General features: G+C 48.3%; 21 protein-coding genes. 19 read left to right on the top strand and 2 right to left on the bottom strand.

All coding sequences use genetic code 11. The annotated features are described in order from the left end of the window. Positions 1-175: 175 nt before the first annotated feature. The 18 genes from BBR47_RS25760 to BBR47_RS31015 all read left to right on the top strand — a co-directional run bounded on the left by BBR47_RS25760 (position 176) and on the right by BBR47_RS31015 (position 19638). Positions 176-748 carry a TetR/AcrR family transcriptional regulator gene (locus tag BBR47_RS25760; protein WP_015893377.1) on the top strand — a complete coding sequence of 191 codons (573 nt, stop codon included), beginning with the start codon at positions 176-178 and terminating at the stop codon, positions 746-748. Between the two features lie 59 nt (positions 749-807). Next, positions 808-2694 (top strand): alpha/beta fold hydrolase, encoded by a 1887-nt coding sequence (locus tag BBR47_RS25755; protein WP_015893376.1) that lies wholly within the window; start codon positions 808-810, stop codon positions 2692-2694. Positions 2695-2928: 234 nt separating this feature from the next. Next, positions 2929-3864 (top strand): nickel ABC transporter permease, encoded by a 936-nt coding sequence (gene nikB / locus BBR47_RS25750; protein WP_015893375.1) that lies wholly within the window; start codon positions 2929-2931, stop codon positions 3862-3864. Position 3865: 1 nt separating this feature from the next. Continuing rightward, positions 3866-4720 carry an ABC transporter permease gene (locus tag BBR47_RS25745; protein WP_041749656.1) on the top strand — a complete coding sequence of 285 codons (855 nt, stop codon included), beginning with the start codon at positions 3866-3868 and terminating at the stop codon, positions 4718-4720. A gap of 37 nt (positions 4721-4757) precedes the next feature. Continuing rightward, a complete protein-coding gene (locus tag BBR47_RS25740; RefSeq protein ID WP_015893373.1) occupies positions 4758-5747 on the top strand; it encodes an ABC transporter ATP-binding protein in 990 nt (329 codons plus the stop codon). Further along, entirely contained in the window at positions 5744-6706 is a 963-nt protein-coding gene (locus BBR47_RS25735; protein ID WP_015893372.1) for an ABC transporter ATP-binding protein, read from the top strand. The genes BBR47_RS25740 and BBR47_RS25735 overlap by 4 nt, the downstream gene beginning before the upstream one ends. 21 nt (positions 6707-6727) lie before the next feature. Further along, the gene (locus BBR47_RS25730; protein ID WP_015893371.1) at positions 6728-7834 is read left to right on the top strand and encodes an aminopeptidase; all 1107 of its coding nucleotides are present in this window, start codon (positions 6728-6730) and stop codon (positions 7832-7834) included. A gap of 17 nt (positions 7835-7851) precedes the next feature. Continuing rightward, complete coding sequence (locus tag BBR47_RS25725) at positions 7852-8880, top strand: dipeptidase (protein ID WP_015893370.1); 1029 nt, start codon at positions 7852-7854, stop codon at positions 8878-8880. Further along, positions 8877-10190: an HTH domain-containing protein gene (locus tag BBR47_RS25720; RefSeq protein WP_015893369.1), complete on the top strand. Its 1314-nt coding sequence runs from the start codon at positions 8877-8879 to the stop codon at positions 10188-10190. The genes BBR47_RS25725 and BBR47_RS25720 overlap by 4 nt, the downstream gene beginning before the upstream one ends. Before the next feature lie 159 nt (positions 10191-10349). Then, the gene (locus BBR47_RS25715) at positions 10350-11990 is read left to right on the top strand and encodes an ABC transporter substrate-binding protein (protein WP_015893368.1); all 1641 of its coding nucleotides are present in this window, start codon (positions 10350-10352) and stop codon (positions 11988-11990) included. Between the two features lie 36 nt (positions 11991-12026). Then, a complete protein-coding gene (locus BBR47_RS25710) occupies positions 12027-13496 on the top strand; it encodes a serine hydrolase domain-containing protein (RefSeq protein WP_015893367.1) in 1470 nt (489 codons plus the stop codon). Continuing rightward, positions 13493-14623, top strand: a complete 1131-nt coding sequence (locus BBR47_RS25705; RefSeq protein WP_015893366.1) for a mandelate racemase/muconate lactonizing enzyme family protein — start codon at positions 13493-13495, stop codon at positions 14621-14623. Before BBR47_RS25710 ends, BBR47_RS25705 begins: the two co-directional genes overlap by 4 nt. 12 nt (positions 14624-14635) lie before the next feature. Beyond that, positions 14636-15100, top strand: coding sequence for a GNAT family N-acetyltransferase (locus tag BBR47_RS25700; protein WP_015893365.1), 465 nt, complete (start codon positions 14636-14638; stop codon positions 15098-15100). Between the two features lie 230 nt (positions 15101-15330). Further along, the gene (locus BBR47_RS25695) at positions 15331-15690 is read left to right on the top strand and encodes a GIY-YIG nuclease family protein (RefSeq protein ID WP_015893364.1); all 360 of its coding nucleotides are present in this window, start codon (positions 15331-15333) and stop codon (positions 15688-15690) included. Between the two features lie 23 nt (positions 15691-15713). Then, entirely contained in the window at positions 15714-16193 is a 480-nt protein-coding gene (locus tag BBR47_RS25690; protein WP_015893363.1) for a DUF6530 family protein, read from the top strand. A 1-nt stretch (position 16194) separates the two neighbouring features. Continuing rightward, positions 16195-17403, top strand: coding sequence for an MFS transporter (locus BBR47_RS25685; protein WP_015893362.1), 1209 nt, complete (start codon positions 16195-16197; stop codon positions 17401-17403). 16 nt (positions 17404-17419) lie between these two features. Further along, entirely contained in the window at positions 17420-18541 is a 1122-nt protein-coding gene (locus tag BBR47_RS31020; RefSeq protein WP_015893361.1) for an AAA family ATPase, read from the top strand. 74 nt (positions 18542-18615) lie between these two features. Next, positions 18616-19638, top strand: coding sequence for a vWA domain-containing protein (locus BBR47_RS31015; RefSeq protein ID WP_015893360.1), 1023 nt, complete (start codon positions 18616-18618; stop codon positions 19636-19638). A 57-nt stretch (positions 19639-19695) separates the two neighbouring features. Here BBR47_RS31015 and BBR47_RS25670 read toward each other — a convergent pair whose 3' ends face one another. Both BBR47_RS25670 and BBR47_RS25665 read right to left on the bottom strand, forming a co-directional pair. Continuing rightward, positions 19696-21327, bottom strand: a complete 1632-nt coding sequence (locus BBR47_RS25670; protein ID WP_015893359.1) for a peptide ABC transporter substrate-binding protein — start codon at positions 21325-21327, stop codon at positions 19696-19698. A gap of 233 nt (positions 21328-21560) precedes the next feature. Next, complete coding sequence (locus BBR47_RS25665; RefSeq protein WP_015893358.1) at positions 21561-22130, bottom strand: DoxX family protein; 570 nt, start codon at positions 22128-22130, stop codon at positions 21561-21563. Between the two features lie 249 nt (positions 22131-22379). Here BBR47_RS25665 and BBR47_RS25660 point away from each other — a divergent pair, with 249 nt between their 5' ends. Then, the gene (locus BBR47_RS25660; RefSeq protein ID WP_015893357.1) at positions 22380-24446 is read left to right on the top strand and encodes a methyl-accepting chemotaxis protein; all 2067 of its coding nucleotides are present in this window, start codon (positions 22380-22382) and stop codon (positions 24444-24446) included. Positions 24447-24513 lie beyond the last annotated feature (67 nt).

The raw sequence follows: 24513 nt of genomic DNA, 5'->3' as shown, positions 1-24513 counted from the left end.
AGAACCTTCCGCCCGTAGGGTGGCTTTGGCTCGACGGTCCCCTTTTTGAAGTGTAGACGGACAGTCAATCCCCCTTGCGGGCGTGTCAGAGTCAAAGAGAACTGCGCTTTTTCTTCTCCTCCACTACACACTCGGACGATTGACAATCCCTTACTAGTACTATATAGTACTAATCATGAAACGAACCTCAAACCGTGACCATGTCATCGCCACTGCATCTAATTTGTTTTTGCAAAAAGGAATCATGAATACCAGCATGGATGACGTCGTAGCACAGAGCAAAGTCTCCAAGTCCAACATTTACTACCACTTCAAAAGCAAGGAGGAGCTCGTCGTAGCTGTACTCGGCTACAGAATCAACGTCCTGAGAGGAGCACTGGAAGCCATCTTGCAACGGACAGACCTGTCTGTTTCCGCACGGGTAGGGCTGATTTTTACCACCATCGCAGAAGAACTGGAGGGCCGCTCCTGTGTAGGAGGCTGTCCGATCCTTTCCTTGCTGTCGGCACAAATACCAGAGGTCAAAGCGCGAATCAACGAGTTCCTGATCGAATGGCAGAACCTAGCGGAAAAGCTGCTCGTGGAGGGAATCGCCCGTGGAGAATTCAAGGAAAATATCTCGATTCAGCAAACGGCAGTCTTGTTCGTGACCATTATGGAGGGAGCGATGCTCATGGCTGAATCGCAGGGTCATGCACAGGTACTCGTAGGCGCAGGTCAGACACTTCTACACTTGATTCAAGTGTAGGATTTTTTTGAAGTGAATTAGTACTGACTAGTTCTATAAATATAAAGGAGGCAGAAACAATGGCTGTCGTTTTTGTAACAGGTGCGACTGGATTTATCGGCAAGGAGTTAACAAAGCAGCTGGCCCGGTCCGGTCATACCGTACTGGCGCTGGTTCGTTCGCCCGAGAAGTGGGATGAATTGCTGATGCAGATGACACCTACAGAGAGGTCTAATTGCAAGGCCGTGCGGGGTGATTTGCGAAAGGAGGGCTTGGGATTATCAGCGAGCGATTACGAGCAGGTATTGCGCGCAACTATTATCATCCATGCAGGTGCCCCGATGGATATTTCGCTGGATGAAACGGTGGCGAGGGAATTGATTTTACAAGGAGCAAGTCACCTTGCAGCACTAGCGAATGAATTGCATAAACAACAGCGTCTACAAAAGCTGATTCATATCGTTGGCTACATGAGTCCGTTTGACGATGAGAGTGGAAAGCTGGCGACAGATGTTTTTGCGCCAACCGATTTTTATCAAGAGGCAGGGGGCTACGAGAAATACAAGTTTCTGGCAGATCTATACCTCAGACAAGAGGCGTATCAAAAAGGAATGCCGCTGGTCGTGGTAAATCCGTGTACGATCATAGGCCCGCGAAGCACCGGGAACACAGAACAAACAGATGGATTCGGGCTCGTGATCAGCTCCATGCGGCGTGGTAAGATCCCTGTTCTTCCCGGTGGTAAGGAGTGGTGGCTGCCCTTGCTTTCCGTCGACGATTTTGCCCAGGTCATTGTGGGGATTGTAGAGACAAATCACATCGAGCATCAAACGTATTACGCCTTAAATGAGCGGAGTGCCACGCCAGCTTTTTCAGAGCTGATTTCGTTGATGGCTAAAGAATTACGGATGAAGCCACCAACCATTCCTTTCCCAGTATCGGTCTTGAAAAAAATTCTCCATAACGGCGGCAGCCGCTTGCTCGGGGTACCTGCCAATTCGATGGATTTTCTCGTAAAGAAAGACTTCCCGCTCGCTCCCTTTCAGCAAATGAAAGCGAAAAAAAGCATCGATGCATACGACGTAGCGGCGTATCTTCCCAGTGTGATTGCCGATCTCGACTACCGTTTGTCGGTCAAGGATCAGAAAGTACCTCCTTGCTTTCACCGAGAGCAAATCGCAGGCATGGCCGCGTACAAGAAAGAAGGCTCGGGTACTCCGTGGCTGCTCGTGCACGGGCTTTTCAGTGAGATGAGCGATTTACTCCCGCTCGCTGAACAGCTGGGTGAACAGGAAGTATGGTTACTGGATTTACCCGGATTTGGCAGATCGCCCTATCACCATCACGAAAAACCGCTCGAGGGCTTTATCGAGGCAGTGGCCGAGGCATTGCGACAGCTGCCATCTCCGGTTCATCTTGCAGGACATTCATTTGGCGGGCTTTTGGCATGGGAGGCAGCAAAGCGAGTACCGGAAAAAATCGAGAAGCTATACCTTTTGCAGCCACCCCTGCATGCCCCGAAGTATTCTCGGCTGCAGGCGGGATTGGGGAAGAGTCCAGCCCTCCTTCAGTTTTTTTTGCAAAAGCAGTTAACGTCAGCCAAATTGGAAAAAGCAATGCTTGAGCAAGGGGTATTTCAGTCTACGTATGAAATGCCAAAAGGCTATGTAGAAAAGGCAGGGAAGCTCCTGCAATCCCCGCGCATCAGCAAGACGCATACAGACGTGCTGCGCTACTTTATGAACGAATTCCGGCAAATGGCGGTAGCGACACAGCCTCTCCCTTTTCCAGCCCAGATCGTATGGGGAACTCAGGATAAAACGTATCAGCTGACAAAAGGAGCAGAGGATGCATTCAGGAAAGCGAATGTAGAGATTGAAAGGCTCTCCGTTGCTCATCATTTTCCCCTCAGTCATCCACAGCTAACGGCAACCGTATTGCTACAGATGAGGCACGGCAAGGAATGACGACGGAGAGAGTCTTCAGAAGGGGCATGGTAGAAAGGGACCATGCTCTTTTTTTGAATGGGGCGAGAAAAAACGAGTTGAACTTTCTGTAAATTTGGAATAGACTATTTTTAACTAATAACGACACTATAACGACAAGTGACGTTAGTGGAGAAAGAGGGAGGAGAGCAAAGTGCAGGAGCGCAACAAGAAGAAGCTAGTTCATACCGTTTCTCACATCTGGGTGAAGACCTCATGAAGCAGTATATTGTGAAGCGCCTATTGTCGGGCATCATTGTCCTGTTTGGACTCTCCGTTTTTACGTTTTTGCTCATTCATCTCATCCCCGGAGACCCTGTGCGGATCATGCTGGGGCAGCGGGCGACTGTAGAACAAATCGAGTCGCTTCGAGGAGAGCTGGGCTTGAACAAGCCTTTGGTAGTCCAGTATCTCGACTATGCTTCTGGCGTTTTAAAAGGAGATCTCGGCACTTCCCTGAAAACGGGCCGACCTGTCAGCACAGAAATTGCTGATCGCTTTCCAGCGACAGCAAAAATGGCAGTAGCCAGCCTCGTAGTGGCAGTTGTGATCGGTATCGGGCTGGGTGTCCTAGCGGCAAAATACAAGGATACACCCATCGATGGAGCGATTATGACCTTTTCCACCTTTGGGATGTCCATACCCGGCTTTTGGTTAGGTTTACTCGTCATCCTTGTATTCTCCGTCCATTTGGGCTGGTTTCCGATTGCGGGAGGAACGGGGTTAAAAGACATGGTTCTTCCAGCGTTTACCCTGGGGACATTGACGGCGACGGCACTCAGCCGACTCACTCGTGCTGGCATGGTAGAGGTTTTGTCCAATGACTATATCCGAACAGCACGTGCGAAAGGGATGAATGAACGAGTTGTGCTGCTGCGGCACGCTTTTCGCAATGTGATGATTCCAATTGTGGCTGTCATTGGCTTGGAACTCGCTGGCTTGCTTGGTGGGGCTGTGATTATCGAGCAGGTTTTTGGCTGGCCGGGAGTGGGGACTTTGGCGATTCAAGCAATTAGCTCGCGGGATTTTCCGATGATTCAAGGAACGACGCTGTTTATCGGAGCGGTGTATGTCCTCGTTGTCATTTTGATTGATGTCCTGTACGCGGTTCTCGATCCTCGCATTGATTACGCCGCGAAGGAGGGGGTATAGCATGTTCTGGAGCAGACAATGGTCCATGCCTCGTTTCGAATTATTTGAGAAGATCATGCAGCAAAAGAAAGCGAAATACAGCTTCCTGATGATGCTCTGCATTGTTTTGCTTGGAATCATCGGGCCGTGGATTGCTCCGCACGATCCCACGAAAACGTACTACGAAGCATTTATGCAAGGCCCGTCGAAAGACTTTTGGCTAGGGACAGATGCGATTGGCCGCGATATTTTTTCCCGGATGCTGTACGGAACACGAGTGACAATGACCGTAGCTGTGCTGGCGTCTGTCATGACGTTTGTAGCAGGAACGTTGATTGGTGTGACATGCGCTTACCTCGGAGGAATTGTTGACAATGTGATCATGAGAATCATGGACATCATGCTGGCGTTGCCCGGCATTGTGCTGGCTCTAGCCATTGTCGCTGTACTCGGACCGAGTCAGGAAAATGCGATGATCGCGATCGGAATATCATCGATCCCGGCCTTTTCGATTCTGATCCGTGGTGCGGCACTCTCGATCAAGCAATCCGGTTATGTGGAGGCAAGTCGCTCCATCGGCAGCTCGAATTGGTGGATCATTACGCGCCAGTTCATTCCGAACATCTCCAACGTGCTGATCGTCTATACGACCATGTTTATAGGTAGTGCTATTTTGGGGACCTCGGCACTGGGCTTTATCGGTTTGGGTGCGCAGCCTCCTACACCGGAGTGGGGAACGATGCTGAATGAAGGGAAAAATTACTTGCGAGAAGCTTGGTGGCTCGCGACATTTCCCGGTCTTGCGATTACGGCAGTCGTTTTTACGGTGTATTTGCTGGGGGATGCTTTGCGCGATATCTTTGATCCCAAAGCATAGTTGACGAGCTTCCGTTCCCGAAAAAGGAGTGAGTAACGTGACAAACATGTTGGAAGTGACAGGATTGACTACCACGTTTTCAAAAAATGAAAGGGCTTTCAAAGTAGTGGACAATCTTTGTTTGCAGGTCAAAAAAGGTGAATCGGTCGGGATCGTCGGAGAATCAGGATGTGGAAAAAGCGTTGCCTCCCTATCCATGATGCGCTTGCTCAGTAAAAACGGAAGCATTGAAGGCCGTATTCAACTGGACGGAGCCGATCTCTTGCGCTATAGCGAAAAAGAGATGCAGAAGATCAGAGGAAAAGAGATCGCCATGATCTTTCAGGAGCCGATGACTTCGCTGAATCCCGTACTGACTATCGGCAAGCAATTGAGCGAAGGACTGGAAAAGCATGAGGGCATGAACCGAGCCCAATCGAGACAAAGAGTGGTCGAGCTGTTGACGCAGGTAGGCATTTCACGTGCCAATGAAATCTATCACGAGTACCCGCATCGTCTGTCAGGGGGGATGCGACAGCGCGTGATGATCGCGATGGCGATTGCCTGCCATCCAAAGCTGCTGATAGCGGACGAACCGACGACTGCACTAGACGTAACGATCCAGGCGCAAATATTGGATGTCATGAAAAAAATCCAAAGAGAGCTGGGCATGTCGCTCATCATGATCACGCATGATTTGGGCGTCGTCGCCGAGACATGCGACCGGGTACTCGTGATGTATGCCGGGCAGGTCATTGAAGCCGCTGATGTTCGCACACTGCTGCGCAGCCCCAAGCATCCTTACACCGTGGGCTTGATCAAATCAACGCCACATAACGCCAAAGGCCTGAAGAGATTGCATAGTATCGCGGGAAGTGTGCCGACCCCTGATCATTACCCAAAAGGATGTCGTTTTGCTCCGCGATGCGAGAAGGTGATGCCTATTTGTTTGGAACAAAATCCCCCGTTACTGGATGTGGATCAGCAGTCGGAATGCCGCTGTTGGCTGTATCGAGAGAACAGGGAGAGCACGGCGGTGAATGGATGAAGACGCCTCTTTTGCAAGTGAAGAACCTGAATAAGAAGTTCCTTGTCCGCAAAGGGTGGTTTCAGCCGCCGAGTTACGTGCATGCCGTTCATGGAGTGAACATGACTGTCAACGCAGGTGAAACGTTGGGAATCGTGGGAGAGTCGGGATGTGGCAAGTCAACACTGGGCAGATGTATTTTGCGTTTGATCGAGCCGACAGACGGCGAGATTGTGTTCGAAGGTCAAAATATCCGTAGCTTACAGAAGCCAGACATGAAAAAGCTGCGGCGTGATATGCAAATGGTGTTTCAAAATCCATTTGATACCCTCAATCCAAAGCTGACGATCCAACACATTTTGTCAGAGCCATTGATTGCCCATGGTATTCAAAAACGCGAGCGAACAGCCATGATCGAGGAGACGCTGGAGATCGTCGGTTTGAACAAAAGTCATTTGTCGCGATATGCCCATGAGTTTTCCGGAGGACAAAGGCAAAGAATCGGAATCGCTCGCGCCTTGATGCTCAGGCCAAAGCTCATCATCGCTGACGAGCCTGTATCCGCTCTCGATGTATCGATCCAATCGCAAATTCTCAATTTGCTTCAGGATTTGCAGGAGCAGTTTTCGCTCACGTATCTTTTTATCTCGCATGATTTGAGTGTCGTCGAGCATATCGCCGATCGGGTAGCGGTGATGTACTTGGGAGAAGTGATTGAGCTAGCGAAAAAAGAAGAGCTGTTTCAACGTCCGATGCATCCCTACACACAGTCGCTTCTCTCCGCTATTCCTATCACAGATCCTGACGAGAAAAAAGAACGGATCATGTTAACAGGGGATCTTCCGTCTCCATCCAATCCACCGAAGGGCTGCAAGTTTCATCCGCGTTGTTGGGCATGCATGGACGTGTGCAAAACAGAAGCCCCTCTATTAACAGAAGCAGACGGCAGACTCGTTGCGTGTCATCTCTATGAAAAATAAGGGAACAGGAGTGATAGATAGATGTTGGACCCACGTCTTACGAAGCTGGCGAATGTGCTGGTAAATTACTCTACAAATGTGCAGCCGGGAGATAACGTGCTGATCGATGCGATGGAGGTGGACGCTGCTCTGATAAAGGAGCTTGTCAAAGCAGTTTCGCGAGCAGGCGGACATTCCTTTGTGAACCTGCGTGAATCCTCGATTAGCCGTCAGTTATTGTTAGCGGGAACAGAGGAGCAATTCCGTCTAGAGGCAGAGATGGACAAAGAACGAATGGAAAAAATGCAAGCGTGCATCATCATCGAGGGTGGGCTGAACATCAACGAAATGTCTGATGTCCCGGGTGAGCAGATGAAGCTGGCTACATCCTTTTCCAAAGAAGTAAGTATCGTGCGTCTCAAAAAGAAATGGGTCTATCTCCGTTATCCGACGCCTTCCATGGCGCAGCTGGCGAATAAGAGTACAGAAGCGTTCGAACAGTTTTACTTTGATGTCTGCACAATGGATTATGCCAAAATGGCAAAAGCCATGCAGCCGCTCAAGGAACTGATGGAGCGAACTGACCGCGTGAAAATCACGGGACCTGGCACAGAGCTGACCTTCTCCATCAAAGGCATTCCAGCGATCCCGTGTCCGGGGCAATATAACATACCAGACGGTGAAGTGTTCACGGCCCCTATTCGCGATTCGGTGAACGGTGTCCTATCGTTTAACACGCCTTCGCCTTATCAAGGCTTTACCTTTGAAAAGGCGCGGTTGGAGTTCGTGGACGGGAAGATCGTTCATGCCACAGCCAATGACACGGAGCGCTTGAACAAAATTCTGGATACGGATGAAGGTGCCCGGTACATTGGGGAGTTTGCTTTGGGGGTCAACCCGTTCATCCGGGAGCCTATGCAGGATATTTTATTCGATGAAAAAATCGACGGCAGCTTCCACTTTACCCCGGGCCGATGCTATGACGAGGCATCCAATGGCAACATGTCAAACATCCATTGGGACATGGTCATGATTCAACGACCGGAGTACGGTGGCGGTGAGATTTGGTTCGATGACCACTTGATTCGCAGAGACGGACGCTTTCTTTTACCGGAGCTTGAACCACTTAACCCAGAAAACCTGAAATAACAGGGGGAGCATGAGGCATGACACATGGAATCGACGGGCATTTTGACCTTTTGCTGGATGTTGCCATTCAGCGCGAGTTTGGCAGACGAAAAGTGATTGAAACGGATTATTTGCCTGATTTGGTCGCGGGTGGGGTGCATACAGTTGTCGCAGCGATTTATATCGACAACAAATTCCTGCCGGAGATGGGCTTGAGAAAAGCACTGCAACAAATCAGCGCGTTGCACGCAGAGGCAGATGAATCGCCTGATAAAATCATGGTTTGCAAAAGTGTGAGCGACATCGAGACAGCGAAACGACAGGGGAAAATTGGTTTTGTGCTCTCTCTGGAAGGCGCGGAACCGTTATATAATGATCTGAGTATGCTCCGTGTTTTTTACGAGCTGGGCGTACGCCTTCTGGGTCTCGTGTGGAGCAGGAGAAACTTCGTTGGAGATGGCAGTCATTTTAGTCCGGTACGGGAAGGGCGCAAGGGAGGGCTCACGGAGTTCGGCATCCGCGTCGTCGAAGAGGCAGAAGCAATGGGCATCATCATTGATGTCAGCCATCTGAATGACGAAGGCTTCTGGGATCTGATCGAGGTAGCGCGTAAACCCATCATCGCTTCTCATTCTAACTGCCGGACATTAGCGAGCTCCATGCGCAATCTGACAGATGAGCAAATCAGAGCGATTGCATTCACCAACGGCGTAATTGGCATCAATGGCGTCAATCTATTCGTAGCGGACACAGACGACCAGGCTGATATCGAGCACATGATCAACCACGTCGATCACATCGTGAAGCTGGTTGGGGTTGAACACGTCGGACTTGGTCTGGACATCATCGAACCATTTATGAAATACGATTCTCCCAATATGTTTATCCAAGCAGGACGCAAAGATTTTGATGTCGTAAAAGGACATACAAAGGTTCCAGAGCTTGTGCGCGCCCTTGCCAAAAGAGGGTACAAGGATGAAGCGATTGAGCGTATTTTGGGCAAAAACTTCATCCGCGTGTTTAAGGACGTCTGGAAATCAAAGAGAGATGAGGAGGTGGAGCATTGACCATTACGATAGCGGTAATCTCTTCGGAAGAATTTTTGCCAAGGATCTTGAAGCATACCCAATCCATTGATTACATTCAACTGACCTCGTATACATACCAGAACCCCAAAGAGAGCGCTGCGTTGGTTGATCAAATCCATGACTGCGACGTGCTGCTTTTTGCTGGCCCACTTCCTTATTTTTTTGCCAAGGAAAAGGTAGAGCAAAAGAAGCTGCCTGCCGTGTACATCCCGATCGATGAATATACGATTTCCCTTTCTTTGTTTCATACCTTGCTGAACGTACCAGGAGGACTGGACCGCATCTCGATAGATTTGCCAAAGGCGGAGTATATTGAGAAGGTCGCTGATGAATTGGGCATTGTTTCTAAGCCTTGGTATGTAAAAGACTACAGTGAGATTATTGAAGAAGGCGGGACGAAATTTGACGTAGAGGAGATTATTTTGTTCCACAAGGAGCTTTGGGAACAGAAACAGAGCCATTTTGCTTTGACTGGTGTTGATTACGTATATCGCCAATTGCGTGAGATGAACATCCCTTCCGCATCGCTGGTTAGTCCCGATAAAAATATTCGCGATGCCGTCAATCAAGCGATTGCTTATGGTCAATTAAAAATTAGCAAAAACTCGCAAATCGCTGTGGGAATTGCAGCGATCCAGCAAAATGATGGTCCGCCAGTAGAAACACAGTGGCAGAATGCGACGATTATTTTGCTGCAAGAGCTGCTGGAGCTCGTCAAAGAGACGGACGCTTCCATTCAAAAATTGGGAATGGATCAATTCATCATCTATGGCACGAGAGGCAGTATCGAGCAAATGATTGAATATGGGAAGATCATGCAAGTATTGGGCAATGTCGATCTGCTTGCCAAAGTGACGGTTGCCATCGGGTTTGGTTTTGGTCTAACTGCGAAAGAGGCCGAAGCCAACGCACGCATAGCGATTTATCATGCCCAGAAAACAAAGGAAAGCAGTGCGTACTTGGTAACAGATGAAAAAGAAGTGATTGGACCGTTGAACACTGAATCGAAGACCTTCCAATTAAAAAGCGAGAACAAGGAAGTGCTGGAGATAGCGGAGAAGACTGGCGCAAGTGTCGCTACGATCACGAAAATCATGCAGTATGTCAAACTTCACCGCGATAACCGCTTCACCGCTTCCGATTTAGCCGAGTACCTCCAGATCAGTCGCCGCAGCTCGGAAAGAACCTTGAAAAAGCTGATCGAGCATCAGGTCGTAGAGATCGTCGGAGAAGAACAGCCGTATCAGCAAGGACGCCCGCGGGCTGTGTATCGCCTTAATCATCCATGATTCTCCTCAAGTAACATCAACCTGTCCCGGTTTTCCGTTTACGAAGGCAATCCGGGACCCCCACATCTCTTATCTAAGAAGCAATCCGATCTAATTAGCGACTATATACCGACGAAGTAGGCTTCGAATGGAAAAGACTCGAAAAATGGAGGTCGCGACATGCTATCAGAGCGGTTAAAGAGCCAAATTCGCAGCGTTTTACTCATATGTGTACTGGTCTTTTCCATCGTTGGCTGTAGCTCTGCTCCCACTCCGGCTACAGACGGGAAGCAAGCAAATCAACAAGCAAAAGTCTCCCAGCCCAAAAAGGGTGGGACGATCACCATGGGCTACCAGATGGAGCCGGATACGCTGGACCCGCAAAAGACGTCGTTGCCAGCGGGAAATTTTGTTGGGAGCATGTTGGGGGGATCTCTGCTGATCCTCGATCCCTTTACGTTTGAGTTGAAGCCGCATCTGGCTGAATCGTACACGATCTCGGAAGACGGCAAGACCATGACGTTCAAGATACGTTCTGGCGTGAAGTTTCATGATGGAACACCGCTCACTGCGGAAGTTTTTAAGCAAAGCTATGAACGTGCACTCGATCCGAAAACAGCCTCACCGGTTACGGGACCGGACGTATCTTCGATCAAATCCATTTTAGCTCCTGATGATTCCACATTGATCTTTCATTTGGATGAGCCCTCCCCTTCGTTACTTTATAACTTATCATATAGCGGCTACCAGCAACCCATTTCCGTAGAGGCACGAAACAAATACGGAAATGAGCTGGGACGCAATCCTGTGGGGGTAGGTCCGTGGAAATTCGAGAGCTGGAAAACAGGAGAATCGATCACACTGGTACGAAACGACGAGTATAAGTGGGCAGCTCCTTTTGCTCTGAATCAAGGACCTGTAAGACCCGACAAGTTCGTTCTGAAATTTATTCAAGACAACCAGACCATGATGGCTGCTCTCGACAGTGGGACGATTGATATTGCCACTGTCCCCCCGAAAGACGCGAAGAAATACAAGGATCACAAAGATTTTACGGTGCTGGAAGGAATGCAGCCTGCAGAGTACTTCATTGGGATGAATCTGGAAAATGAAATCTTGCAGGATGTCCGCGTGAGAAAAGCACTGAACTTGGCGATCAACAAAGATGCATTGATCATGGCAGATCTGCAAGGAGAGGGGGTGCCTGTCTACGGACCGATCCCACCAACGATGATCGGATACGATGCAGCAGTAGAGCAGTACGGCTACAAGTACAATGCTGATCAAGCCAGACAACTGCTGGAAGAGGCAGGATGGAAGCCAAACGCGCAAGGGATAAGGGAAAAGGATGGGAAAACGCTCAGCCTGACGATGCTCATCGAAGAAACAAATCCCGGGCATCAGCTGGTGCAAAGCATGTTCAAAGAGATTGGTGTCGAAGTGCATATCCAAAAGTATGAATCAGCGACAGCTCTTGAACAGGCACTGAAGGGCGAGTTCGATTTGTTCTCAACGAGTCATGGCAGTGTCGATCCAGATATTTTGCACTTGTTACTGCATTCGAGTCAGATCGGGGGCTTGAATTTCTTTCGCCTCAGTGATCAACAGCTCGATAGGCTGTTAAATAAAGGACGAACGACAACAGATCAAGTACTGCGACAGCAGGTTTTTGCAGACATTCAAAAAAGAATCGTGGAACAGGCCTATTGGATTCCGCTCTATTCCGCAAAAACATTCGTGGTCGTCAGTAACCGGATTCAAGGCGTCAAACCAAATCCATTAGCCTCCTTAATTATTCAGGACATGTGGGTGAACGAGTAGGGCATGGTATGACAACATTCGAAAGAGGTGGAAAAAATGAGACAGCAAGGCTGGTTAGTAGAATGGGAAGAACTGGTTGAAAAAGACATGAAGGAAGGCAGAGTTCCGGGCTTCGTCATGGGTGTGAATTTGAATGGGCAGAGCCTGTTTCGCAAAAGCTTTGGCTATCGTGATCGTGAAAAGGAAGTCGAAATCACGCCTGATACCGTGATGGGATTGGCCTCCGTTACGAAGTCCTTTACATGCATGGCGATCATGCAGCTACAGGAAGCGAAGAAGCTATCTGTTCATGATCCGGTGATCAAGTACCTCCCTGAATTTCGTACCCCGGATCGTCAAAAAACGGAGCAGATGACAATCCACCATTTTATGACGCACACGACGGGCATGCCGCCTCTGCCTATTGATAACCTAGCGATTCGCAACTCCATGCTCGATGACATGCCTGACGAGGATAACCCGATTCACCGGTACTTGAAAAAGGAGTACCAGAAACCGATCTACACGTTCGAAGAGCTGATGGAAGCTCTTGCCCTGGCGGATTATGAACTGGTGGGCTCTCCAGGACAATTGTTCAGCTATTCAAATGATTGCTATTCTCTCCTGGGAGCGGTCATAGCCAGAGTGAGTGGGAAATCGTATGACGTTTATATCAAAGAGCATATTTTGGAACCAGCAGACATGAAGAGCAGCACTTTTCTTCTGAGCGATCTGCCACACCTACCGGATGTAACGACCATCTATCATTTTAAAGAGAGTAATGGCGTATCTGAGATTTACCCTGATCCAAATTGGGAGGATGGGCTACTGGTAGCGGCATCGGGGCATTTGAATTCAACAGTGCATGACATGTTGAACTACGCTGAAATATTCCGTACGGGCGGATGTGTGGGCAAGGAACGGATTTTATCCGAAGAGAGCGTCAAACAAATGATCTATCCGCATGTCCAGATCAGCTACGGAAGGTATTACGGATATGGCTTATCCATTCAATCCGACTACTATGGGGGTACCTTGATCAAGCACGGTGGAGCGATCAAAGGTGTCGCTGCCCATTTAGCGATTGTTCCAGAGCGGGGCATTACATCCATGGCTCTAGCCAATTTGATCGGAAGCCCCGTCGAAAAAGCCACATTGACAGCACTCCATGCCGTAGAAGGGCGTCCATTGAATACGCCGCAGTACCAATTCGAGACATACAGCGTCCCTACTGCCCAATTAGGAGAGTATGTCGGTCGATACGTTAGTGGGGAAGGCGTGGATATCATCGTATATGTGGTAGAGGATGCCTTGATGATGATAGATAAAACGTCGGATGTGTTTGGTGGAGGAAAACAACTGAACTGTCTATTGCGACCAATTGGGGAGCATCAATTTATCACCGAGAGAGAGGGCAGCGAGCTGACAGTTGGCTTTGTAAAAGGCGAAGATGGCGCTGTAAAAGCCATGTCCCTTTATTATCGAATCATTCCACGAGTAACTGCTGCAGAGGGGAGTCGAGTATGAAAATAACGTCAGTATGTGTTCATGCCATAAGGTTGCCGCTAAAACGCCCATTTATCATCGCGTACGCCTCCTATGAGGATATGCCGTCCATTATTGTAAAAGTGGAGACAGACAATGGCCTGGTCGGGCTAGGAGAAGCGGTACCGGATCAAAATGTCACCGGAGAGACATGGGAGTCTACCTATACAATGCTCGTTCATAACTTGGCGCCTGTTGTGATCGGTGAGAATCCGTTTGATATCGAGAGAATCCACGAGAAGATGAACCAGGCTGTATGGGGAGTACCAGCAGCAAAAGCCGCCATCGATATCGCATGCTATGATCTGATGGGCAAGGCGGCTGGTCAACCCGTTTACCATTTCCTAGGCGGAAAATATCACACGACTCTTTCCTTCCCGTATGTGTTAAGCATTTTAGAGCCAGAGGTCATGGCAGCTGAAGCCAGGCAAGCAGTGGCAGCCGGGTATGACTCGATCAAAATAAAAGTGGGAGCTGATCTTCAGACAGATATCCAGCGAATCCGGGCTGTTCGGCAGGCAGTTGGTCCTGACGTAGGGTTGCGGGTGGACGCCAACCAAGGTTGGGAGAACCGTGCGAACTCCTTGCTTGTTATGAAACAGATCGAGGATTGTCACATTGATTGGATGGAGCAGCCTGTCTTGGCAGATGATCTTGAGGCTCTGGCTGATATTCGCAAGCAAACGACTACTCCAATTATGGTAGACGAGGGACTGCACGGGACAAAGGAAATGCGGGAAGTCATCGCGAAGAAAGCTGCAGATAAAGTAAACATCAAACTCATGAAAAGTGGAGGGATTTATCCTGCTCTCAAATTGGTGAATCAGGCGGAAATGGCCGGGATGGAGTGTCAGATCGGTTCGATGCTGGAGTCCTCGATTGGCAGTGCAGCTGGTGCACATTTGTCACTGGCGAAGAAAAACATCATTTCCAATGAGTTGGCAGGACCTACGATCATTTCGCGGGATGTGGCCGAGCTTACGATTCACGGAAGTCAGATTGTCGTGACAGATCAGCCAGGCTTAGGCGTAGAGCTAGACGAAGCAGTGCTTGCCGACATAACGGTTAAGTCAGAGCAGGTCATCGGAGCGAAGCGGCAACCCGTATAGGGAGAGGACTGAATGCAAAATACGCGCATAGAAATTGTCGAGGCATTGACAGAGAGTCAGCTTCAGATGATCAAGGCAATGGAGCAGGAGGCTTTTGGCCCACATGGAGCGATTGATGAATGGGTGCTCGTACCACTCGCGAGACATGGCTGTGTTGCACTTTTCATGGAAGCAGAGGAGGCATATCCTGTCGGGGTATGCCAGCTCTTGAGGGATTTTCGTCAGCCGGACAAATGCTACATGTATGGGTATTACATCCGGGCAGATCGTAAAGGGATGGGGTATGGGTTCTCTTTCTTGAACCGATTGCTAGAGCAGCTGCATGAGGATGGGTTCCGTCAGATTTGTCTAACTGTAAGCCCTGATAATACTGGAGCAGTCGGACTCTATCAAAAAGCAGGTTTTGTGGTTATCGAGACACGAATTGCGGAATATGGCAGTGGAAACGATCGCTATTATATGGTGAAAACGTTATAGAAGGGGAGTCTCTACAAGCATTTGCGTAGACATTTTTCACTATTGTTTGTTGGAGATTCATTGGCCCTGTACTCGTTGTAACCCGAAGCAAATTAGGCACCGGACATGTTCCGGTGTTTTTTTTGTGCACTTGACAATTATAAGACGATGAATCATTATGTTTATTAAATAATAAACAAAAACTAATTTTGTCTAGTTAAATCCGTTCATGAAAAACTGGGGGAGAAATGATGAATCGAGAAGAACTGAAACAACTGTATAAAGAATCGGAAACGGAGGCAGGGGTGTATCAGATCAAAAACACCCATAACCAAAAAGTCTGGATCAGCGCCACCCGCAACCTTAAGACGATGAACGGAAAGCTGTTCACTCTCAAAATGGGTTCGCATATAAACAAACAGCTTCAACAGGAATGGAATGAATACGGAGAAGAGGCATTCGTCTTTGAAGTGTTGGAGGTTTTGAAAAAGAAGAAAGACGGATTCTTTGATGAAAAGGATGCCCTGAAGAAACTGGAACAAAAATGGCTCGACCAGCTCCAGCCGTACGGAGAGCGTGGATACCATCAGGAAAAAAAGAAAGAGCAATAATCAAACGAAAAGAGGGAACGAAAATGAAAATACCTACGAACTTGAACCATAAGCCTGTTGTCATCTCGGATAACTATGAGCGTGTTGATGGTCGATTCGCCAGGAACACAGATGCGAAAGCACTTTCTCTGGGAGTGGCAGAGGGCAGCTCCAGAAGAAAGGTCGATCTATCTGCCAAAGTATGGAGATACACGGGAGAAGAATGGTCGAAACAATCGGAGGAGCTGCCTCTCCATCGTGTTCTTGATATGTCCATACTGATTTGTCGGTCTTTGGCCCATTTTCGCGACGCATACAGATATGAGCATTACTATGACCCACAGGAGCCTGTCATCGACCGAGTTGCCCTGCAAGGGGATGCAATGAACGTGGCGATATGCACGGACAATGAGCGTCTTCATGAAGATATTAAGCTGTTCAGCCAAGCGTTGAGTAACGACGATGAGATGATCAGCGAACGTCTGCGCACATTATCAAAGCTATTAATGGATATGGGGTATTAAAATGTTTTCCAATGTTTATGTTCGAACGATTATCCTCTCCCGCGTGCTGCTGCATTTGGGGATTTGGGTCCGGAATTATGCCGTCCTTCTTTTTGTTAGCGAATTGACGAATAATAATCCGGTTTATGTATCACTGATTTCGGTTGCGGAATTCGCACCCATTTTTCTATTCGGCCTGATTGGCGGAACCTTTGCCGACCGATGGCGACCGAAGCGGACAATGGTTTGGAGCGATCTGCTGTCTGCCCTGTCCGTCGGGGCTGTGCTGCTTGCCCTCATGAATGGGGGATGGGTGGCACTACTCATCGGAACCTTTATTTCCGCCAGCCTGTCTCAATTTTCTCAGCCCTCGGCCATGAAACTGTACAAGCGGCATGTGCCGGCTGAACAACTGCAGGGCGCAATGGCTATGTCCCAAACGCTTGTCGCTGTCTTTACGGTTTTAGGTCCGGTCATCGGCACGTTTATTTTCATCCAGTTTGGAATCACAGTCTCTCTGATTTTGACGGCGGTTCTTTTCCTAGGGTCTTTCCTTATCTTAGCGACGCTTCCCCGTGACGCGGAGGAACCGAAGTCTGAGGATGCCGGCGGCTTCATAGAGGAATTGAAGGCCGGACTGCGCTATATCGGGTCCAATCAATCCTTACGAACACTCTGTTTGACTTTCTTCGCTGTCGGATTGGCGTCAGGTCTGACACAGCCGCTTCAAATCTTCCTTGTCATCGAGAATTTGGGACGGGACAAACAATTTTTGCAGTGGTTGGTTATGGCCAATGGGGCAGCTATGTTGGCAGGAGGGGCCCTCATCATCGGGATAGCCAAAAAGGTAAGGCCACAGATGTTGCTCATGGTAGGCTTGCTTGTCTCTGCCGTTTGCACCATGGTAATGGGGGCTACCACAACGATTTGGTTGATGATTGTTTTATTAGTGATCAGCGGTTTCTTTTTCCCTTGTATTCAAAGCGGAATCCAGACGCTGCTTGTACGGAACACGGAAGGGGCATTTATCGGCCGGGTATCTGGTACGATCACGCCTGTTTTTATGGGGATGATGGTGATTGGCATGTTTATATCCGGCTATTTAAAGGAGACGTTATCCCTCGTTGCGGTATATGTGGTGAGCGGGGTTTTGATTATGATTGGTGCGGCTTTGCTGCTTCCTCTACTTGTTGAGAAAAAGGGCAAAAAGCAGAGTGGCCCAGCGCTATGAAGGGAGTAGAAATGTGATGACTGAAAATGAAAACTATCATTTGTCACCCGAAAGACAGCTGACGGATGCAGAAAAAAAGCTCGTTTGGAAAAAGCCAACCACGCATAAGGTCAGTGAAGAGGAACAGCGTATTAGTAAAGAAGTCAAACGCAACTGGCATCGCGGGGAAATGAAAATCGCCAATTTATTGTTAGAAGGTGACGCTGGTTCGGGGAAAACACAACTAGCCAAGGCATTATCCGCTAATTTCGGGCTGCCGTATACAAAAGTGACTTGTTTTGCTGATATGGATAAATCGGATATTATCGGCGCTATTTTGCCAGTCATTTCTTCTGAACGTCTAGAGAAAATGGAGCCTGCCGAGCAAACGCTATGGAAATCCTTATATGAAAGCAATGGGCTTCAAAGTATATCTGAAATTTTGATGGAAGCACTGGGGATTACACAGGAACAGGCTGCCTTAAAGATAAAGCAACTATTGGAGCGTGCAGCAGCGGAAAACAACGATGGCGAAGCGATTGAGTACCGATTTTACCCTTCGGAGATCGTCAGAGCCTATCAAAACGGTTATCTGCTGGAAATCCAGGAACCAAACGTTATTCGTGATGCTGCGGTGTTAATGGCATTAAACTCTGCCTTGGAGCTGGATGGGAGCATCAATCTACCCACCGAGATCATACGCAGGCACCCGGACTTCATCGCGGTTATCACGACAAACCGCAGTTATGCGGGAACCAGACCGTTAAACGAAGCGCTGCGCGACAGGGTTCAGCATACGGAAAAGATGGACCTGCCGACCAAAGAAATCATGATCGAACGTGTAATGGCCAAAACCGGTTTTCAGGATGGAAAGATGTTGGGTATTTTAGCGGATATGATTGTCGTTTTAGACAAAACTGCACGGGCCAATGCGATCAAGGGCGTGGCTGGAATGCGTTCCTTTTTCTACTGGGCGGATGCGATTGCCGGAGGAGCCTCCGCAAAAGAATCCCTTTATCATAAGGTCATCTACAAGATCACAACCGATTCGGAAGAAATAAAACTTCTGGAAGAAGCCCTGAAAAATCATGGTTTGCTTGCCAGCTTGGATGAAGCAGAGATTGAGCAAAAAAAAAACGAAAATCTGACGACGCCGTAGAGATCAAGACATGGGGAGATATTGACGACACTGGTTTTAGCAAAGACAACCAGATAGAAGAAAAGGGAATCGCCTTGAAAAAATCTGCCGATGGGGACGAAAGCTCTTCCCGTGTCTCTGAAGATGATTCTACCCATATGGAACGTTCAGGTTTGGGTGAAGATGGCTCTCCCAACTATCATCAGGCAAATCCTGAATCCATGTCAGAGGAAGCCAAACAAAAGGAACGTGATTTCCGTAAAAAGCTGAATCGAGAGGCAAGAGAGCTCATTTCCGATTCCATTCATCAAAAAGTAAAGCTCATTGTTCACCGTCCAGACTACGATGAGGAAAACCAACAGGAATATGTTCGTCTTTATCAGGGACTCATGTCGATCGTGCAGGAGATCGCCAGAAAGACACTTCCGTATCTGGAACATGAGCTCTCTTCCGACTTTTCGAGGAATCGTTACTATGGCAGCAAATTTCAAGCAGACAGCGTTGCTTACAAGGATTACAAGTATTTTGCCAAGAAACGTCCGCCAACGGAATCCCCTTCTCTTGTGGTTGGTCTTAGGGTTGATGAATCCGCATCGATGTCAGCTTACGGGAGATTAGAAGCAGCAAAACGAGCAGTAATCGCGGTATATGAATATTGTCAGCTTTGTCAGATTCCCATTTTGATCTACGGCGATACGGCGGATGTTTCCAGATTGGAGCAAATGTCGATCTTTGCCTATGCCGACTTTGATAAAGCGGATGCCAATGATCGCTTCCGGTTAATGAGGATTCATGCCAGAAGCAATAATCGCGATGGCATGGCTCTAAGAATTATGGCAGAACGATTAGCGGCTTCCCCCCAAAAGACAAAACTGCTGATTAGCATAAGTGACGGACAACCGAAAGCAATGGATGACTATACCGGAAGCTATGCAGTTACAGATATGAAACAGACGATACAGGAGTATGAACGAAAAGGGGTTACCTTTCTTGCAGCCGCAATCGGTCAAGACAAGGATGTGATTAGCGAAATCTATGGGAACGAAAGATTTTTGGATATTACTAATTTACATGAATTCCCTGCAAAGTTAGTTCGGATGATCGCTCGGTATTTATGATGGAAGCGCGGGCATCTCTCTCTATCTGATTCGCATAGAGGGGATGCCCGCGCTCGATTATTTTTCGATATACGCGTATTTAAAGTAGGAACCGCCGAGAGGGAGGATCACAAAGTCCTTCACCTTGCCGTTTTTCACATACGCATTGCCACGGAAGTGCAGCGGTGCCAGCGGCATTTCTTCCATGAGAATTCTTTCAGAGTAAAACAACAGTTTCTTGCGCTTTTGCTCGTCGGTCTCATAGTAGCTCTTATTGAGCAAATCGCGGTATTCCTTGTGCTCGAAGCGAACGACGTTGTTGCCACCCAAGTCCTTGAACATTTCGAGGAAATTGATCGGGTCGTTAAAATCGGCGCCCCATAGCCAGATGCCAAAGTCGTATTTGCCATTTTGGACATCCTCGTTGAAAACTTTCCATTCGGAGGTGCGAATGTCAATGTCGACCCCCAGTGTTTTCTTCCATTCGTCCTGGAGTGCTTGAGCCAGCTTCTTGTCCGTTTCTCCGGTGTCGTAGTAGTACGTGACTTTAGGGAATTGAGTCAGCCCGAGCTCTTCCATGCCTTCTGTCAAAAGCTGCTTGGCCTTCGCCACATCCTCTTTAAAGTAGCCGTCCGGATTCAACCCCATGGAAACGGGAACCCAGCCATAAGCGGGCAGAACACCAGTCTGTAGGATGTTATCCACCAATTGCTGTCGGTCGATTGAATACGAAAACGCCTGGCGAATTTTTTTGTTGGTAAAAGGGGGTTTCTTTGTATTGAAGATGACGGCTTTGGTACCTGGGTTATCTGCGACGAGCAGCTTGCCCTCTTCCTTGAGCTGACCAATGGCATCCGGCGACAAGCCAAAGGAAGGGTAGCCACCCCAATCCAGATCGCCATTCTCAAACATGGACAGGGCGGTGTTGTTATCCTCGATGATGACAATATGGATCTGATCAAGCTTGACGTTGGCGCTGTCCCAATAAGTAGGGCTTTTGCTGAAGGTGAGCTTGGACTTGTGCTCCCACTTATCCATGATAAACGGGCCGTTGCCGACAATCGTTTTCGCTTCTGTTGCCCACTGGGGGTTGCTCTCGATGGTCTTTTTATGAAGCGGGTAGTAGGTAGTGAATGAGGTCAATTCGCGGAAGAACGGTGTTGGTGAGCGCAAGGTGAAATCGAGTGTGTAGTCGTCCTTTGCCTTTACTCCGACGTCTTCTGGCTTGCCTTTTCCGGAGTAAAAATCCTCGCCCCCTTTGATATAGAAGAGCTGATACGCGTAGCCGGAAGCGGTTTTGGGGTCGAGATTGCGTTTGATGGCATACTCAAAATCGTGAGCGGTAACAGGGTCGCCATTGCTCCATTTGGCGTCCTTTCGAATGGTAAAAGTAAAATGAGTGAAGTCAGGAGTATGCGTGTAGCTCTCCGCGATGGCGTTGATCATCTGGCCTTGACGGTCGACAGTGGTCAGTCCCTCGAAGGTGAGGTTGATCATGTCCATCGAGGTCGAATCTGTTGCAATGCCGGCATCCATCGTAGACGGCTCCCCGGTGATGCTCCATTGCAACACCATTGGCTCTGAGGTAGTAGGCTTTGCTGTCGTTTCCGCTGAGGGGGATTGGATACTGTCGGCGGGCTTTGAGCTACAGCCGACTGAGAGACTAAATAAGAAAACAGCAGTAGAAATGCCTAGTAGCCACTTGTTCATACAGTCCTCCTGTTTAATTATTTGAAAAATAAGAAAATTATAGTTCCTCAAAAGAATAATGCACAGCAATCAGACAGTCATTCAACAAAATGTATAAATATTCATTGAAAATCACAGGTACATGTTGGAGTGAATTCATACAATTTGTCCGTTACTTCAGCAACGATTGAGCTGAAGGGACAACAAAAGCCACCCGTAAAAGGTGGCTTTGTCATTCGAGAGGAAAGAAGGGATTACTTGTTCATCGGCAAAACACCGTCGCGCGATTTTCTCGTCCAAGGTGTTCCGAGATAAGAAAGCGCCCAGCGATCAAGACCATACCAGCCCGCAACCTTCCAAGCTAAAACGAGCCAAGTGGCAAAAATAAAAAGGAGTGGGTTGGTGCTGACCGTTCCAGCGAACAGAAAGCTGACGTTCATCAAGCCGCCGAAAAACGCTGCGATCCCTGTCAGGCATCCGAGGATCAAGCCGAGTCCGACGAGTACCTCACCATAAGCGACGAAGAAGCCGAATACCTTAGCATTTGGCAATACGACGTTTTCCAGGAACCAGGCGTACCATCCGGTAACGTCCTTTCCTTCGGCTGCTTTTGCCAAGGAGCCTTTTACGAAACCTTGAATCGCTCCGCCAGCCGCATCTCCAGTCCAGCTATCAGACTGGATTTTTTTCCATCCAGCAGTAATCCATGAATAACCGACATACAATCTGATAATCAACCAGATCGCAGCGGATTTCGTACTGGTGAACAGGAAGTGTGAAACGGGATTTTCAGGAATAATAATTTCGTTTTGACGATTTTGCATGTGGGTGTCCTCCTACATACGTTTTGTACATCTTTGTTCGTGCCGATTTTAACATAACAAGTGGCGGTGTAGTGCGGTTTGGGGCATAAGTTCATACGGTGTTCATTGACACTATAAGCACGGTGTTAATGGTAAATCTTAGTGTATATATTGCCAAAATACAGTAAACTCATGAAAGGATTGACAAGTTAAGATGTGGTAAATTACGTTAAGTTATGTTAAAAAAATAAAACTTCTTGGAGCAGACTTATGAAACGAATGTGGATGTCTTTTCGTACTAAGCTTACCTTGATGATTTCTTTATTTACGATGCTGGTAGCCATTGTGTTGTCTATTATTGACTATGTTCAATTCAAGGCGAATATTATTTCTGACCAAGCAATACAGTACCAGTTGGTAGAGGATCATGTTACGAATGCAGTGAAGAATGTGGATATGGCGTACGGCGTTTTCGAGAAAGACATGGAAACTCGCATGCAACAAACATTGCAAGTGTTAACGAACAACTATCGGCAAAATCCAGCGGTGGGGACGTGGGACTATGCAGCCCTGCGTGAGCAGTATGGGATGGATATTTTCATCATTGACCGAAATATCAAGGTTGTTCATTCTAGCGTCAAAACCGATATTGGGCTTGATTTCAGCAAGGCCGGGGCATTTACGGAGCTGTTGAAAAAGCGGATGGATGGCAACGAGTTCTCTGCCGATGGCATGGAGGTCTCCGTCAATACGGGTCAAATTAAAAAGTTCGCTTATCTCCCTACGTCTGACCAAAAGTACCTGTTTGAAGTCAGTGTGAATTTGCAGGATAGCGCTCTTTTCCAGACCTTTAATTTCTTGGCTGTGTCACAGGCGATTACAGAGAAATACGACATGGTAAAAGACATTCTTGTCTTTTCTCATGATGGGTACGCTTTGGGGAGAACTGGAAGCGATGGGAAAGCCTTGCGAGTGATCGAGAGTCACTTGCCGATTTTTACGGAAGCATACCAATCACAAGAAATCAAAGAGTTTTATGAAAAAACAGAGGAGAAAGATCTCACTTATCGCCTCGTCCCGTACAAGCTAGGCAAAGATCCCAATGATCTCAGCCGATCACGCGTCATCAAGATTGTGTATGACAATACGAAGCTGAACCAGAAGCTGGCGGACAATCTGGAGTCCGTAGTCTGGAAGCTGGTATGTTCGGTGGCAGGAGCGTTGCTTCTATCCTTCCTGCTGAGTCGCTGGATTACCCGCCCGATTGATCGAATGAGGGAGATCATTACGCAGACGGCTCAATTTGATTTGCGGGAAAAAATGGCGGTGAACGAGCAGGGCTCACAGGATGAGATCGGATTGACGGCACAGTCGATCATAATCATGCGTGAGCAATTGAGCGAGGTTGTGAGAAAGCTGACAGCTGTGTCACACTCGGTCGCTGAAAATGCGCAGAGCGTGAAACAATCTACCAACAAAGTAAGCGAGCAGTCCAGCGGAACCGCGGAGGCTACGGGCATCTTGCTCGCCCATATGCAGGAGACGATGGCGGCTACAGAAGAGATGAATGCGACCTTAAACGACATGGAGACCGTCATTCACTCGATTACGAAAAGAACGGAAGTAGCGGCTGCGACCGCACAGGATGTCAGCTCGCGGGCAACTGCACTGCGGGAACATGCATTGGCTGCGGATAAAATGACGACAGAGCTCTATATGAATGTAAAGGCGCAAACGGAAATTGCGATCACCGACTCGAAGGACTCGATGGAAAAAATCAACCTGTTGGCAGAGGCGATACTCACGATCTCTGAGCAGACGAATCTGTTGGCATTGAATGCGGCGATTGAAGCTGCACGTGCAGGAGACAGCGGGAGAGGTTTCTCTGTCGTAGCGGAAGAGATACGCAGACTGGCTACGCAATCGTCTGAGGTCGTGATCGATATTCAACGCATTATCCAGGTCGCGGGCGAATCCGTAGACAATCTGGCTGCCAACTCGTCGAGCGTATTGGACTTTATTGAAACGCGGGTCATTCCTGACTATGATAGCATGATGGAAACATCGGAGAAGTACAATTTGGATGCGTATCGTTTCCATACGTTGCTAGAAGAATTCAATGCGTCTTTTGAAGAGTTGAATTCCACAATCAGCAGTGTAGTTTCTGTCGTGGAGCAAGTGACGAGCTCGATGGAGAAAAGTGCCCACAGTGTAGAGGCGATCACAGAGCAATCTCGCATTATTGCGGATAACAATCAACAGGTCGCGGCTATTTCAGAGCGAAATGTCGGCTTGACGCAGACGATGGAAGAGATCGTGCATCGGTTCAAAATCTAAGAGTGCCCCTTTTCTGGTGAAAACCGGGAAGGGGGTTTTTGTTGTAATATATTTGCAGGAAGGATCT

The sequence above is a fragment of the Brevibacillus brevis NBRC 100599 genome (assembly GCF_000010165.1).
In the GTDB taxonomy this organism is placed as follows: Bacteria; Bacillota; Bacilli; order Brevibacillales; family Brevibacillaceae; genus Brevibacillus; species Brevibacillus brevis_D.
This window is presented reverse-complemented; position numbering and strand designations above follow the sequence as displayed.